Source organism: Mesorhizobium sp. HAY1-8B (genome assembly GCF_056868045.1).
In genome coordinates, this window is record NZ_CP200321.1 from 28656 (window position 1) to 43636 (window position 14981).

Annotated in this window: 14 protein-coding genes and 1 pseudogene; 6 read left to right on the plus strand and 9 right to left on the minus strand. The window is 64.5% G+C overall.

All coding sequences use genetic code 11. The features are described from left to right. Together grxC and AC1VON_RS00125 are read right to left on the minus strand one after the other, a co-directional pair. Complete coding sequence (grxC, locus tag AC1VON_RS00120) at nt 1–270, minus strand: glutaredoxin 3 (RefSeq protein ID WP_056576221.1); 270 nt, start codon at nt 268–270, stop codon at nt 1–3. 26 nt (nt 271–296) lie between these two features. After that, nucleotides 297–1096, minus strand: a pseudogene (locus AC1VON_RS00125) (ComF family protein). Between the two features lie 64 nt (nt 1097–1160). On the opposite strand from AC1VON_RS00125, the gene AC1VON_RS00130 reads away from it, so the two are divergent. Then, nucleotides 1161–2033 carry a methyltransferase domain-containing protein gene (locus AC1VON_RS00130; protein WP_483119890.1) on the plus strand — a complete coding sequence of 291 codons (873 nt, stop codon included), beginning with the start codon at nt 1161–1163 and terminating at the stop codon, nt 2031–2033. 20 nt (nt 2034–2053) lie between these two features. On the opposite strand, the gene AC1VON_RS00135 is transcribed toward AC1VON_RS00130, so the two are convergent. The 5 genes from AC1VON_RS00135 to argJ form a co-directional block, all read right to left on the minus strand. After that, the gene (locus AC1VON_RS00135) at nt 2054–2236 is read right to left on the minus strand and encodes a Flp family type IVb pilin (protein WP_172348441.1); all 183 of its coding nucleotides are present in this window, start codon (nt 2234–2236) and stop codon (nt 2054–2056) included. Nucleotides 2237–2346: 110 nt separating this feature from the next. Continuing rightward, nucleotides 2347–2664 (minus strand): hypothetical protein, encoded by a 318-nt coding sequence (locus tag AC1VON_RS00140; RefSeq protein WP_483119892.1) that lies wholly within the window; start codon nt 2662–2664, stop codon nt 2347–2349. Between the two features lie 180 nt (nt 2665–2844). After that, entirely contained in the window at nt 2845–3267 is a 423-nt protein-coding gene (locus AC1VON_RS00145; protein WP_483119894.1) for a (deoxy)nucleoside triphosphate pyrophosphohydrolase, read from the minus strand. 8 nt (nt 3268–3275) lie between these two features. Continuing rightward, nucleotides 3276–4028, minus strand: coding sequence for a GNAT family N-acetyltransferase (locus AC1VON_RS00150; RefSeq protein WP_172348438.1), 753 nt, complete (start codon nt 4026–4028; stop codon nt 3276–3278). Between the two features lie 29 nt (nt 4029–4057). Then, nucleotides 4058–5299 carry a bifunctional glutamate N-acetyltransferase/amino-acid acetyltransferase ArgJ gene (gene argJ, locus AC1VON_RS00155; protein ID WP_172348437.1) on the minus strand — a complete coding sequence of 414 codons (1242 nt, stop codon included), beginning with the start codon at nt 5297–5299 and terminating at the stop codon, nt 4058–4060. Between the two features lie 168 nt (nt 5300–5467). Between argJ and AC1VON_RS00160 the strand changes: the two genes are divergently transcribed. Continuing rightward, nucleotides 5468–5668, plus strand: coding sequence for a hypothetical protein (locus AC1VON_RS00160; protein WP_483119897.1), 201 nt, complete (start codon nt 5468–5470; stop codon nt 5666–5668). On the opposite strand, the gene AC1VON_RS00165 is transcribed toward AC1VON_RS00160, so the two are convergent. Further along, the gene (locus AC1VON_RS00165; RefSeq protein ID WP_483119899.1) at nt 5646–6863 is read right to left on the minus strand and encodes an MFS transporter; all 1218 of its coding nucleotides are present in this window, start codon (nt 6861–6863) and stop codon (nt 5646–5648) included. The two genes, AC1VON_RS00160 and AC1VON_RS00165, sit on opposite strands and share 23 nt — an antisense overlap. A 274-nt stretch (nt 6864–7137) precedes the next feature. On the opposite strand from AC1VON_RS00165, the gene AC1VON_RS00170 reads away from it, so the two are divergent. Beyond that, nucleotides 7138–7737, plus strand: coding sequence for a TetR/AcrR family transcriptional regulator (locus AC1VON_RS00170; RefSeq protein ID WP_483119901.1), 600 nt, complete (start codon nt 7138–7140; stop codon nt 7735–7737). 73 nt (nt 7738–7810) lie between these two features. Here AC1VON_RS00170 and AC1VON_RS00175 read toward each other — a convergent pair whose 3' ends face one another. After that, entirely contained in the window at nt 7811–8731 is a 921-nt protein-coding gene (locus AC1VON_RS00175) for a peptidylprolyl isomerase (protein ID WP_483119903.1), read from the minus strand. Nucleotides 8732–8993: 262 nt separating this feature from the next. Between AC1VON_RS00175 and secA the strand changes: the two genes are divergently transcribed. The 3 genes from secA (at nt 8994) to AC1VON_RS00190 (ending at nt 14813) form a co-directional block, all read left to right on the plus strand. Next, on the plus strand, nt 8994–11726 hold the full coding sequence (gene secA / locus AC1VON_RS00180) for a preprotein translocase subunit SecA (protein WP_483119904.1): 2733 nt from the start codon (nt 8994–8996) through the stop codon (nt 11724–11726). A gap of 406 nt (nt 11727–12132) precedes the next feature. Further along, a complete protein-coding gene (locus AC1VON_RS00185; protein ID WP_483119906.1) occupies nt 12133–13533 on the plus strand; it encodes a lipopolysaccharide biosynthesis protein in 1401 nt (466 codons plus the stop codon). Continuing rightward, nucleotides 13533–14813, plus strand: a complete 1281-nt coding sequence (locus AC1VON_RS00190; RefSeq protein ID WP_140772286.1) for a GNAT family N-acetyltransferase — start codon at nt 13533–13535, stop codon at nt 14811–14813. Before AC1VON_RS00185 ends, AC1VON_RS00190 begins: the two co-directional genes overlap by 1 nt. The last annotated feature ends 168 nt before the right edge of the window (nt 14814–14981 follow it).

Sequence of the window (14981 nt, forward strand, 5' to 3'; positions counted from 1 at the left end):
TCAAATAGTCGCGCCGTTGGCGAGCAGTTTGTCGAGCCGGCCTTCGGCCTCCAGCTCGTGGAGGTCGTCGCTGCCGCCGACATGCGTCTCGCCGATGAAAATCTGCGGAAAGGTCGTGCGGCCGTGAGCGCGCGAGATCATCTCCTGGCGCAGCTCCGGCGAAAATGAAGCGTCGTGCTCGGTATAGGCAACGCCCTTGCGCTCCAGCAGCCGTTTGGCTGCCGTGCAGTAGCCGCACATCATGCGCGTATAGATCGTGACATCCACCATGACGAATTTCCACTTTCGTTGCCGACTTATATAGTCGCGGACTCGTCCGCCCGGAAGTCCCCCGGCAACACGCGGGCAAAGGTCAGCACGTCGACGGCTCCGGCGCCCCCTTTTTCAGCGCCTTGGTGGCGGCGCGCACGGTGGCGCCGGTCGTGTAGACGTCATCGATCAGGAGCACCCTGCGGCCGGCGATCTCGATTTCCGCCTCGACCGGCACCCGAAAGGCGGCCCGCACATTCTCCTCGCGCTCCTGCCGCTCCAGCCCGACCTGCTGGCGGGTGAGTTTCACGCGCCGCATGGCGGCGGGCGCGAAAGACAGCCCGCTGAGTTCGCAGACCGCACGCGCCAATTCCGCCGACTGATTGAACCGTCGCCGGAAAAAACGCCGCCAGTGCAGCGGCACCGGCACAACCACATCGGCTTCGGCGATGAGATCGGCGCCCGCCCGCACCATCCAGCGCGCCATCCAGGGCGCAAGATCGGTGCGATCCTGATATTTCAGGCCTTGCACCATCTGGCGGGCAACGCCGGAATAGGCGACGGCTGCCCGCGCCCGTTCGAAGGGCGGCGGATCGGCGATCGCCTCGGCCGACAGAAAGCCCTCGCCCATATGGTGGGTGAACGGCGTGCCCATCACCGGGCACCACGGCCGTTCCAGGAGCCGCAGCTTCGGCCAGCAGGCGCCGCACAGCACCCCGGGTTGCGAGACATGACGGCGGCAGCCGGCGCAGACCGGCGGAAACAGGATACGCGCCGGCCAGCCGAGGGCCGATCGGGTGAGGTTCCTGATCCCGATGGACTTGATCTCTGGCATCGGATCGGCCACGTGGTTGGTTCTCCGTGCCATCATACCAACTATATCAGGGCGTGGACAAACAAGGATCCGCCCGTTGCAGCCTATTATCGATACCTCACTGTGGCTGGCGCACAAGTGGCGTGCGCTCACCCATCCGGTCGACGGTGCCGATTTCCTCATGAACCGCGCCGCCGAGGACCTTGCCGACCGGCTGGGTGCCGTCGAGCGCAGGTTCGGCAAGGCCGCGGTGCTGTTTTGCCAGACGCCGGCCGCGGCCAATATGCTCGCCGCGAGCGGCAAGGTGACGGAGATCGTCCGCGTCGAGACGGACGCGGTTTTCCTCGATGGTGCCGCCGGCTTGGTCGCACCGCTGGAAACCGTGCCGTTCGAGCCGCAAAACCTCGATCTGGCGGTGTCGCTTCTGTCGCTGCAGGCGATGAACGACATTCCCGGCATGCTGATTCAGATCCGCCGCGCGCTGCGGCCGGACGGGCTTTTCCTCGGCGCCTTCGCTGGCGCCGGCACACTCAGTGAGTTGCGCGAGTGCCTGCTTGCGGCCGAGACCGAACTCTATGGCGGCGTCAGCCCGCGCATCATACCCTTCACCGACGTGCGCGATGCCGGTGCGCTGCTGCAGCGCGCCGGTCTTGCTCTGCCGGTCGCCGACGTCGAGACCGTGACGGTGCGCTATGCCAATTTGTTTGCCCTGATGGCCGACCTTCGCGCCATGGGCGAAACCAGCGCCCTTGCCGATCGCAGCCGGCGGCCGGGCACGCGTAGACTGTTTGCCCGTGCCGCGGAAATCTACGCCGAGCGGTTTTCCGACCCCGACGGTAGAATCCGGGCAAGTTTCTCGATGGTGTGGATGTCTGGCTGGGCCCCCGATGCGTCGCAGCAGAAACCACTGAAGCCGGGTTCAGCCAAGGTCTCGCTGAAGGCTATACTGGAGGGTTCCGGCGAATCCTGATGCGCTCGTCGCGATTGCGGTCAAGGCGAAGCGAAGGCGTTCGAAAGCCTGCTGGTGTTGTCGCTGAACAGCCAGGTGATCGAGTTGAAGACCTGGCCGATACCGCCGATGATCGTCAGCGACAGCACCGCGACGATCAGGGCGTACTCGACGACTGTGGCGCCGGTCTCATCTGCCAGAAAACGCAGAAGCATTGTTTTCATAACCTCGATCCCCCTTGCCTGGACTTTACCGCCGATCTGTTAAGAAAGGTTAATGGCAAAGCCTTAACAGGCGGTGAAACCGCCCCCGTCTCCAAAATATCTTAACCATGTCAGCAGTCGCCGCTGGTCCTGCCGTCGGAACCGATGATGCAGACTGAATCGGGCTGCGGCTGCAGCACGCTGCGGCGCACCGTGTAGGTGCCGCGATGACTGATCGAGCCGGTCGCCGTCATGTCGAGACCGCCGGAATAATCATCGCGCGCCGATTGCGAGTGCGTCTGGCGGTCGAGGAAAGGGGTCGCGATCAGCGCCAGCGCCACCGCGGCCGACCCGAACAGCAGCGTGATGCGCAGGATGCCCATGCCCGCATCGGCGGCACGAAAGCTGCGGTCGGGCCGGATCGAATCCCAATCCCTGTCCAGGCTCATACGATCGCTCCCCAGCGAATTGGCGACGCGGCCGCAAGGACACGGCCATGCATCAATTTTTCATGATGAGATAAATCTTCCATTAACGCTGGCTGATATGGACCGTGGTCCCGATCGTCAGAGCAATTCCAGGAAAAGTGTGAAGCGGTTTTCCGTCCGGAATTGCGTCAAAACAAATCCTCAGAGCAGATCGATGAGGAACGGAATCAGCGGCGCGTCGGCCGGCGGCATCGGATAGTCGCGCATCTGCTTTGGCCGCACCCATTTCAGCGCTTGCCCTTCCCTGGGCCGCGCAATGCCCCGGAAGCGGCGGCACACAAACAGCGGCATTAGGAGATGGAAGTCGTCATAGGAATGGCTGGCGAAGGTGAGCGGCGCCAGGCACGGGATCTCGGTCTCGATGCCGATCTCCTCATGCAGTTCACGGACGATGCATTGTTCCGGCGTCTCGCCGAGCTCCACCTTGCCGCCGGGAAATTCCCACAGGCCGGCAAGCTGCTTGCCTGGCGGTCGCTGCGCCAGCAGCACGCGGCCGTCGGTGTCGACCAGCGCGCAGGCCGCGACCAGGAGCAGGCGCTTGCCGGTATTCACCAGATCATTCATGCCCAACTTCATTCATGACCGGGCGGCCGGCGGTAGTGGTATCGGTAGACTTCCTCGAAGCCGAGTGAATGGTAGAGCGCAAGCGCCGGCGCATTGCCGGCCTCGACCTGCAGCCAGGCTTCGCGCGCGCCGCGCAGCCTGGCCCACTTGAGCGCCGACAGGATCAGGTTGCGGCCGTGGCCCTTGTTGCGCGCCGACTTGTCGGTGGCGACCTCGAACAGGCCGGCAAGATCGCCGTCATGCACGCAGATCAGCGTCGCCAGCGCCTCTGCGCCATCCTCGAGCGCGAACAGCCCGGCCTCGGGCTGGATGGCGCCTATGATCTCCGACAGGCCGGGCCGCAGCGAAACGTCCGAGCCGCTGACCTTGAGCGACGCGCCGATGAAGCGGCTGATGTCCTTGAGCGGAATCTGGTCCATGGCGGCGTCGAGCTGGGCATCGGCCAGCGGCAGCCGCATGACCAGCGATTCGTCGAACCGGCTCCAGCCCTCCTTGTCGAGATGATTGGCCAGATCTGGGCCCGAGAGCGGCGACATGCGGAACGTCAGCGGCCTTCCATAGGCATCGAAACGGCGGCTGGCCCGGCCGATACGGTCGGCGATGTGCTGGATGTCGCCGGGATCGAGCGGGTTGACCGAATTCAGCCGCTTGGCCGGATGGCCGGCTGTCAGCCGCACCACCCAGGTGCCGTCATAATGGACGGCCGCCGCCGGCCAGGCGCGAAAGCCGGCCGCTTCGTAGCGACGCACGATCGCGAGCATGCTTGCCGGATGCCTGGAAGCCAAAACCGTCAGCTCCGATAATCGCCATTGATGACAACGTATTCCTTGGTGAGATCGCAAGTCCACACCGTTGCCTTGCCGCGGCCGATGCCGATATCGGCGCGGATACGAATATCGTCGCGCTTCATGTAGGCGGAGGTCTTTTCTTCCGAATAGGCCGGATCACGCTCGCCCTCATGCGCCAGCCGGTTGTCGCCGAACCAGATCGACAGCCTGTCGCGGTCAGCGGGCTCGCCTGCCTTGCCGACGGCCATGACGACACGGCCCCAATTGGCATCCTCGCCGGCGACCGCCGTCTTGACCAGCGGCGAATTGGCGATCGACAGCGCGATGCGCTTGGCCGAGCGGGCCGATTTCGCACCGGTGACGGTCACTTCGACCTGCTTGCGGGCGCCCTCGCCGTCGCGCACCACCTGCAGCGCCAGCGACTTCAGCACCTTGCCGAGCGCCCGGCGGAACTGGCCCAGTCGTGCATCTTTCGGGTCGGTGATCTCAGGCGCGCCGCGCTTCGCGGCCTTGCCGGTGGCGAAGATCAGCAGCGTGTCGCTGGTCGAGGTGTCGCTGTCGACGGTCACGGCGTTGAAGGTCTTGGCCGTGCCGCGCGACAACAGGTCCTGCAGCACTGGGGCCGCGATCGGCGCGTCGGTGGCGATGAAGGAGAGCATCGTCGCCATGTCGGGAGCGATCATGCCGGCGCCCTTGGAGATACCGTTGATGGTGACTTCGGTGTCGCCGAGCTTGATCGTCTGCGTCGCCACCTTCGGATAGGTGTCCGTGGTCATGATGGCCTTTGCCGCCTCGGTCCACAGGTCGGGCTTGCCATCACTGACCAGCCCGGCGAGCAGATGGCTGAACTTGGTTGTGTCGAGCGGCTCGCCTATGACACCGGTCGATGCCAGGAAAACCTCACTTACCGTGCAGCCGGCGGCCTTGGCCGCGGCCTCGCCGGTCAGCGCGGTGGAGTCGCGGCCCTTCTTGCCGGTGAAGGCGTTGGCGTTGCCGGAATTGACGACCAGCACCCGCGCCTTGCCGGCGCCAAGGTTCTGGCGGCAGAAATCGACCGGCGCCGAGGGGCATTTCGACTTGGTGAACACGCCGGCGACCGTAGTGCCGGCGTCGAACACCATGGCCAGGAGATCGGTGCGGTTCTTGTACTTTATCCCCGCTTCGGCGGTGGCGATCCGCACCCCTTCGATGACCGGCATCTTGGGGTATTTCTTCGGCGCGAGCGGTGAAATCGTCGTGGACATGGAGACCTCGGGCGGGAAAATCGCAAGGGAAGGCCGGTTTGCCCGATACGGCGCGCGGGCGCAAGGGCGTTTTCGCCGCGCCTGCCGGGGCGGCCAACCACGCCGGATTAAGCCTTCATTTCAAATCTGTTGGCGTCGCCGGCGCCTGTGGCGCCATGATTGCGCCCCATGGGCAGGCTTGCGATCCTCGCATGGGCATTTCTGGGGTTTTTGCTGCTGAGCGCCGACGCTGAGCCGGCGCGGCGCGTGGCGCCTGTCATCGGCAACGGCACCTATGCCGAGGCCGTGACGCTGGCCAATCCGGTCAACGACGCGCTCGACATCGCCGACAAGCTGCGGCGCGAATTCACGCGCTTTCGCGCGACATGAATTCGGTGGCGAAACAGAGCAGTCCTGCAACCGGCAGTGCCAGGCCGATCCAGGACACCAGTGGCCAGCCGCCTTGAGCATACGCCCAGCCGCCAACGCCCGAGCCGATTGCGCCGGCGATGAAGAATGTCGCCATGTAGAGCCCGTTGAGACGGCTGCGATGTTCGGCGCCGAGCGCGAACAGGTCCCGATAGCCCAGGACAAGGTTGGTCTGCACGCCGAAGTCGAGGACGATGGCGGCGGCGACGAGCAGCGCCAGCGAAAGCGGCGAACCGCTGCGGGCGATGTGGGTTACGAGAAACGCGACGGCGACGCACAACATGGCAAAGGCGGTTGCCGGCCGGCTCCATCCGCGGTCGGCGGCTCTGCCGGCGAGCGGCGCGGCGATTGCGCCGGCGACGCCGGCCAAAGCAAACAAGCCGATGCCGCGCTGCGTCAAGCTGAAATCTGGACCGGCCAGCAGCAGTGGCGTCGTCGTCCAGAACAGGCTGAAAGCCGCGAAAAGGAATGCCTGGTAGAGAGCCCGCCGGCGCAGGACCGGCGTCGTGCGCGCAATATGCACCATGGACGCCAGCAGCGCGCCGTAGCTCAGACGCGCCGTCGGCACGCGCCTGGGCAGCGCGAACCGCAGCACCACGGCCAGCAGGATCATGACGGTGCAAGAGGCGAAGTAGACCACATGCCAGGACGACAGCGCGGTGATGAAGCTGGAAAACGGGCGTGACAGCATGATGCCCAGCAGCAATCCCACCGAGACATTGCCGACCACGCGGCCACGCCTTGCTTCCGGCGCAAGGTGCGCCGCATAGGGGATGAGCATCTGTACCGCGACCGAGCCAAGGCCGACAAACAGCATCGCGGCCAGAAAAGCCATTGGCTGCGTCGAAATTGCCGCGCCAAGCAAGGCGAGCGTTGCCACGGCGAGTATGCCAAGCACGAGCCTGCGGTTCTCCATGAGGTCGCCTAGCGGCACGATGAACAGCAGGCCCACCCCGTAGCCGATCTGGGCCATCGTAACGATCAGGCCCGCCGCATGTGGCGGCAGGCCAAGTTCGGCGCCGATCGGGCCGATCAGTGGTTGTGCATAATAGATATTGGCAACAATCAGCCCGCAGGCGGCTGCCAGCAGAAAGGTCATCCAACTCGAAATCGTCGTCTCGGCGGGCGCGGAGCCGGATGCGATAATGGTCGTCATGGCGATACCCATCGGAACGGAACGTTCCGATGGGTAGAACGAACCGTTCCGTTTCGTCAAGCGATGATGTATGAACATCTCAATGTGAGCATATGTTGGCATCAGCGCTTTTGCGGCCAAATGGCTTCATTTGACGTCCGCACGAATGCTGACAGGAAAACGAGCGCTTGTGCTTCGGAGGGTTCCTGTCCGAGCAAGAATGTGGTGAGGCAAAAGAGTTGCTGGCGGGTTGTTGTTCCAGCCGAGACGAGACCCGCTTCAGGAGGAACGGCCAATGAGCGAAATCGCCGATCCGGCACGCAGATCGATTGGCGCCAGGCGCAACCCCGACAGCGCCGAAGCGATTCTGGAGGCCGCCGAGGCCGTGCTGATCGAGGCCGGTTATGCCGGCTTCTCGATCGAGGCGGTGGCGCGGCGCGCCCGCGCCGGCAAGCCGACCATCTATCGCTGGTGGCCGAGCAAGGCGGCCCTGCTGCTCGAAGTCTACCAGCGCCAGAAGCGCGTCGACGTCCCCGATACGGGAAGCCTGGAAGAGGATCTCGTCGGCTTCCTGGTCAATCTGTTCGCGCACTGGCGCGAGACATCGTCGGGCAACGTGTTCAGGTCGCTGATCGCCGAGGCGCAGTCGGATGAAACCGCGGCCGCGGCCCTTGCCGGTTATGCCGGAGGACGCCGCACCCACACCGGCCTGATCATCGAGCGCGCCAAGGCAAGGGGCGAGATCCCCAGCGATATCGACCCTGGCGTCGTCGCCGACCTCGTCGCTTCCTATGCCTGGCGGCATCTCTTGACCAACCGGCTCGACGAGCCTGAGGCGACGATACGCAAGATGGTCCGCTATCTCCTGCAAGGCATAGCGGCGCCCGGTGGATAACGGCATCGGCGACACCAAAAAAAGGGCGCGGCAACCCTTGGCTGCCGCGCCCTTTTTGAAAAAACGTCCAGGCTTACTTGCCGGCTTCCATCGTATCGACGGCCTGCTTCAGCTTGGCGTCGGGAATCTCGACCTTGGCATCGGCGCGCAGCGACTTGACCAGCGCGAAATACTTGTCGCGGATGACCGCCTGCTTGGCCTGGTCCTTCACCTCGTCGAAGGCCGGCGGCTGCTTGGCGCGCTTGTCCTCGAGCTTGATGACATGCCAGCCGAACTGCGACTGCACCGGCTGCTCGGTGTATTTGCCGACCTCAAGCGCGAAGGCCGCCTTGTCGAATTCCGGCACCATCTGGCCAGGCCCGAACCAGCCGAGGTCGCCGCCATTGGACTTGCCCGAGGGATCGCTGGTGTGCTCGTTGGCGAGCTTCTGGAAGTCGGCGCCGCCGTCGAGCTGCTTGATGATCGCCTCTGCCTCTTCCTTCGTCTTCACGAGGATGTGACGGGCATGCACCTCGTTGACCGGCGGCGTGTTGGCGATCTCCTGGTCGTAGCGGGCGCGGACCTCGGCGTCGGTGACCTTGTCGACGACGCCCTTCTCGACCATCTCGCCATGCAGCGCGCGCTGCTGCAGGAAGGCCATGCGGCGCTGGAAGTCGGGATCCTTGTCGAGACCGTCGGTAACGGCCTTGGCAGCCATGACGCGGATCTCGATGGCCGCCGAAAGGGCCGCGGCGCGGCGCTGCTCGGGCGGCAGCTGCGCGAATTGCTGCGACAGCTCGCCTTCGGCAAGCACCAGATCGGCTTCAGTCAGGGGCTGGCCGTTGACCGTGGCGACCACGGCGTTCGGATCGACCGGCGCCGCCGCGGGTGCCGCCGCATCGGCCGGAGCAGCAGGAGCGGTCTCCTGCGCCATCAGCGGCGACAGGCAAAGAGCCGACAGGCCGAAGGCCAAGCCAAGGCTGGCGAGCGACGCACGGCGGAACAACAAGGACATAAGGATGACTCCGGTGAAGGATTGTAAGGAGGGATGGCTTCCAGATCAGCCAGATTGTGGCGGAATTTGGCGCGACCGGCATGGCCAGCGCGGCGTTGACATCAGTTGAGCCCCCTCTTATCTGTCCAACGACTTGGCGTCCAGAACCGTTTTCCGGGCGCTTTTTGTGTTTGCCCGCATTCAGGCGGTGCGTTCACGCGGATTTGATGGGGCCGGCCGGCGCCTGTCTCAAGATTGAGAATTCTATCGAAAGGACCATTGGATGGTCAGTCTCGGCGGTCTCGCCCGTAAGGTTTTCGGTTCCTCCAACGACCGTCGGGTCAAATCAACCCGGCCCCGCGTCGAGGCGATCAACGCCATGGAAAACGAGATGCGGGCGCTCTCCGATGCCGAGCTTGCCGGCCGCACGGAAAAATTCCGCCAGGATATCGCCAATGGCGCCAGCCTTGACGACCTGCTGGTCCCGGCCTTCGCAACGGCACGCGAGGCCGCGCGCCGCGTGCTCGGCATGCGCCCCTTCGACGTCCAGCTGATCGGCGGCATGGTGCTGCACAATGGCGGCATCGCCGAGATGCGCACCGGCGAAGGCAAGACCCTGGTCGCGACGCTGCCGGTCTATCTCAACGCGCTCGCCGGCAAGGGCGTCCACGTTGTCACCGTCAACGACTATCTCGCCACGCGCGACTCCGAATGGATGGGCCGCGTCTACAAATTCCTAGGCCTCTCGGTCGGCGTCATCGTCCATGGCCTGTCCGACGAGGAACGCAGCACCGCCTACGCTGCCGACGTCACCTACGCCACCAACAACGAACTCGGCTTCGACTATCTGCGCGACAACATGAAGTATGAGCGCGCCCAGATGGTGCAGCGCGGCCACAATTACGCGATCGTCGACGAAGTCGATTCCATCCTGGTCGACGAGGCGCGCACGCCGCTGATCATTTCCGGTCCGCTCGAGGACCGTTCGGAAATGTACAACACGATCGATACCTTCATCATCCAGCTGCAGCCGCAGGATTATGAGATCGACGAAAAGCAGAAGACCTCGATCTTCACCGAGGAAGGCACCGAGAAGCTGGAGAACCTGCTGCGCGACGCCGGCCTGTTGAAAGGCGAGTCGCTCTATGACGTCGAGAACGTCGCCATCGTTCACCACGTCAACAACGCGCTGAAAGCGCATCGGCTGTTCCAGAAGGACAAGGACTATATCGTGCGTAACGGCGAGATCGTCATCATCGACGAATTCACCGGCCGCATGATGCCCGGCCGCCGCTATTCGGAAGGCCTGCACCAGGCGCTGGAAGCCAAGGAGCATGTGGCCATCCAGCCGGAGAATCAGACGCTCGCCTCCGTCACCTTCCAGAACTACTTCCGCCTCTACAAGAAGCTGTCCGGCATGACCGGCACGGCGCTGACCGAGGCCGAGGAATTCGGCAACATCTACGGCCTCGAAGTCACCGAAATCCCGACCAATTTGCCGGTCATCCGCAAGGACGAGGACGACGAGGTCTACCGGACGGTCGAGGAGAAGTACAAGGCGATCGTCAAGGAGATCCGCGAGGCCAGTGCCAAGGGCCAGCCGACGCTGGTCGGCACGACCTCGATCGAGAAGTCCGAGCAACTGGCCGAGCGCCTGCGCAAGGAAGGCTTCAAGGATTTCGAGGTACTGAACGCCCGCCACCACGAGCGCGAGGCGGCGATCGTCGCCCAGGCCGGCAAGCCCGGCGCCATCACCATAGCCACCAACATGGCCGGCCGCGGCACCGACATCAAGCTCGGCGGCAACGCCGAGATGCGCATCGAGGAAGAACTGGGCGACATGCCTGCAGGTCCCGAGCGCGAGGCGCGGGAAAAGGAAATCCACGCCGATGTCGAGCGCCTGAAGGAAAAGGCGCTGGCCGCCGGCGGCCTCTATGTGCTGGCCACCGAGCGCCATGAATCGCGCCGCATCGACAACCAGTTGCGCGGCCGCTCCGGCCGCCAGGGCGACCCCGGCCGTTCGAAATTCTTCCTGTCGCTGCAGGACGACCTGATGCGCATCTTCGGCTCCGAGCGCATGGACGGCATGCTGCAGAAGCTCGGCCTCAAGGAAGACGAGGCGATCATCCATCCCTGGATCAACAAGGCGCTGGAAAAGGCGCAGAAGAAGGTCGAAGCGCGCAACTTCGACATCCGCAAGAACCTGTTGAAGTATGACGACGTCTCGAACGACCAGCGCAAGGTGGTGTTCGAGCAGCGCATCGAACTGATGGACGGCGAGGGCCTGTCGGAAACCATTGCCGAGATGCGTGAGGGCGTCATCGACGAGATCGTCGCCAAGGCCATTCCCGAAAACGCCTATGCCGAGCAGTGGGATGTCGCCGGGCTGAAGGCCGAGGTCGCCGAATTCCTCAACCTCGACCTGCCGGTCGACGAGTGGGCCAAGGAAGAGGGCATTGCGGAGGACGACATCCGCGAGCGCATCACGCAGGCCGCCGACGCCGCCGCCAGGGAGCGCGCCGAGCGTTTCGGGCCTGAAGTGATGAATTATGTCGAGCGCTCGGTGGTGCTGCAGACGCTTGACCACCTGTGGCGGGAGCACATCGTCAATCTCGACCATCTGCGCTCGGTGGTCGGCTTCCGCGGCTACGCCCAGCGCGATCCGCTGCAGGAATACAAGGGCGAGGCATTCGAGCTGTTCCAGGCAATGCTCGGCAATTTGCGCCAGGCCGTCACCGCGCAGCTGATGCGCGTCGAACTGGTCCGCCAGGCCGCCGAAGCCCCGCCGCCGGAAGCGCCCGACATGTTCGGCTCGCATATCGACGGCACCACCGGCGAGAACGATTTTGGCGACGGTGAGACCGCGCTTCTGGTGCGCCAGGACAGCAACGCCGTCGTCGCCCCCGAAGACCGCGACCCGAACAACCAGGCGACCTGGGGCAAGGTCGGCCGCAACGAAGCCTGCCCCTGCGGCTCCGGCAAGAAATACAAGCACTGCCACGGCGCGTTCGCGTAAGGGAAGCGCTCTTCCTTCTCCCCGTCACGATACAGGGAGAAGGTGCCCGAAGGGCGGATGAGGGCGGCGCTGAGTTCCAAGATTTGGCCTGTGTCCTCTAGCCGTATCGTCGTTGGTGTTCCGCAACACGGCGGATCTCGAAAAGCGGATTCTGGGCTTCACCCACTTAGGCGGTCGCCGGCCCTCCGCTATGGCTCCCTGCCCGTCGGGCGTTCAGCCCCTTCAAAAGGTCCACTGGACCTTTTGATCCGCCCGAAGGCGGACCGGGTCTTCACCGTTCGTTGCTCGAAAAGCCAAATCGTTGGCTTTCATCCGCCACGCATCCCCACTGTCACCCAACCGTTTCTTAATGTGTCTCCGCTACACCAAAGCCTGAAAAAGAGGCGGAAAATGGAGAATATTCGGGGTGCGCTTTTCCGCGGCCACGACTGCCGGGCGGTTCTTGCCGCAGCGCTTGGCGCTGCGCATGGGGCCATTGCTTGGCCGCATCGACGCCGTGCTGTTCACCGCCGATGAACGCGGCGAGGCCGGCCGCATGTCGGTCATCGCCTTCTCCATCCGCATCGTCAGCGCCGTCATCGCATTCATCAGCCAGGTGCTGATGGCGCGCTGGATGGGCTCGTTCGAATACGGCATCTTCGTACTTGTCTGGGTGACGATGGTCATCGTCGGCAACCTCGCCTGCCTCGGCTTCCACACCTCGGTCATCCGTTTCATCCCCGAATACCGCGAGCGCGGCATGATGGACGAACTGCGCGGCATCGTCGTGGCCAGCCGCCTGTTCGTGCTGATCGCCTCGACCATCATCGCCGGGCTCGGCGCGCTCGGCGTCTGGCTGGCGGCGCCCTGGATCGAAAACTACTACGTGATACCGTTCATCCTCGGGGTCATCTGCCTGCCGATGATCGCGGTGTCGGATCTGTTGCAGGGCCAGGCCAGGGCGAACAGCTGGGCGCTTTTCGCCCTGTCGCCAACCTATCTGATACGGCCGGTGCTGATCCTGCTGTTCATGGCGCTGATGCTCTACGCCGGCTACGCCGCCGATGCCAGGACGGCGATCTTCGCCTCGATCGCCGCCACCTATGTCACCACGCTTGCCCAGCTGATCGGCGTCACCCACCGTATGGAAAAGCAGATCCCGGCCGGACCGATGAAGGTGCATTTCGCGCAATGGTTCATCGTCTCGCTGCCGATCTTCCTGGTGGAAGGCTTCTTCTTCCTGCTCACCAATGCCGACGTGCTGATGGTCGGCGCCTATATGGACCCCAACGACGTCGCCGTCTATTTCGCCACGGTCAAGACGCTGGCTCTGGTGCATTTCGTCTACTTCGCCGTCAAGGCCGGTGTTGCCCAGCGCTATGCGCAGTTCACCCATGGCGAGCCGGCTAAGCTTGCCGCCTTCGCCCGCGAAACGGTGTCGTGGACCTTCTGGCCCTCGCTGCTGATGGCGCTGCTGGTGCTGGCGCTGGGCAAACCCATGCTGGTGCTCTTCGGCCCCGAATTCACTGCGGGCTATCCGCTTCTGTTCCTGCTCGTCTTCGGCGTCGTGGCCCGCGCCGCCGTCGGCCCTTGCGAGAGCCTCCTCACCATGAGCGGCAACCAGAACATCTGCGCCGCCGTCTATGCCATGACACTGGCCTTCAACATCAGCCTCAACGTGGTGCTGATCCCGATGTTCGGCCTGTGGGGCGCGGCCATGGCCACCGCCTTTGCCATGATCTTCGAGGCCAGCGCGCTGTCCTTCACGGTGTGGCGCAAGCTCGGCATCGTCATGGCGATCTTCGTACCAGCCAAAGGAGCCGCCTGATGGCCGCCATCCCGTTGCTCGAGGAAACAAGCGGCGGCACCGCCGGCGCCATGGTCTCTGGTCTTGCCGGGCTGGCGCGCGACCCCGACCCCGCCCATATCGAAATCTTCGCCAACAACCGGCCCGAGCGCAAGCTTGCCATCTATCCGGCATCGGCCGGTTTCGACCTGGTCGAGGAGCTGGACTATCTCTGCGCCCGCACGATCGAGCCGAACGTCTTCTTCAACCCGCGCTTCCTGGCACCCGCCATGCCCCGGCTGGAGGATCGTGAAGTGCGGCTGGCCGTGATCCGCGACGGCGACGAATACCGCAACCGGCTGCGCCTCCTGGTGCCGATCTCGGTGGAGCGCCCGGTGGTCCCGCTCGGCGTTCCGGTGATGCGTACCTGGTCGAGCCCCTTCGGTCCGCTCGGCACGCCGCTGATCGACCGCGACGATCCGGTCGGCGTCGTCGAGGACTTCTTCTCGATGCTGTCGCGCCCGCATCTCAAACTGCCGAAAGTCTTCGTGCTCCCCGACATCAGGCTCGACGGCCCGGTGGCGAGCCTGCTCGGCACCGTGGCCGAAACGCGCGGCCTGACGCTGGTCACCACCGGCCAGACCCTGCGCCCGGTGCTAGAGAGCGAACTCGACGGCGACGACTATCTGAAGGCATCGCTGCGCTCGCACCATTATCGCGAGTTCCGCCGCCTGAAGCGGCGCCTTGCCGACCTCGGCAGGCTGGAGCATGTGGTGGCGCGCGGCCCCGAGGAAATCCGCCACGCCATAGAGAGCTTCCTGACGCTGGAAGCGTCCGGCTGGAAGGGCCGCGAGCGCACCGCCATGGCGATCGACCGCTTCCGCGCCGCCTTCGCCCGCGAGGCCGTGCACCGGCTCGCCGAACAGGACATGTGCCGCATCCATTCGCTGACGCTCGACGGCCGCACCATCGCCTGCCTGATCGTCTTCGTCGAAGCCGGCGTCGCCTATACCTGGAAGACGGCCTATGACGAGACGCTGGCCGCCTATTCGCCGGGTACGCTGCTGATGATCGAGGTCACCCGGCAGCATCTCGACGATCCCAACATCATGATGACCGATTCCTGCGCGGTGCCCGACCATCCGGTGATGAGCAGGTTGTGGAGCGAGCGCAAGCCGATCGGCACGCTGGTGATCGGGCTGACCACGGACGCCGACCGCCTCGCCCGCCAGGCCGCCTCGCAACTGCATCTCTACCGCGAGACCCGCAACATGGCGCGCCTGCTGCGCAATCGGATGAAGAGCCTGCTGAGACGACGCTGAATGCCGGACCCCAGTCTGCGACTACCCGGCCTTTGGGTGGCCTTGTTGATCGGCCTTCTTGATCCTGTTTAGACATGTATTCGGGGACTGGATCCCCCTTCTAGCCACCGGCTAGATGGCTGCCCGGCCGCCGCGCAACCGGCTGGTGTGAGCGTGCTGTCGGTGTGG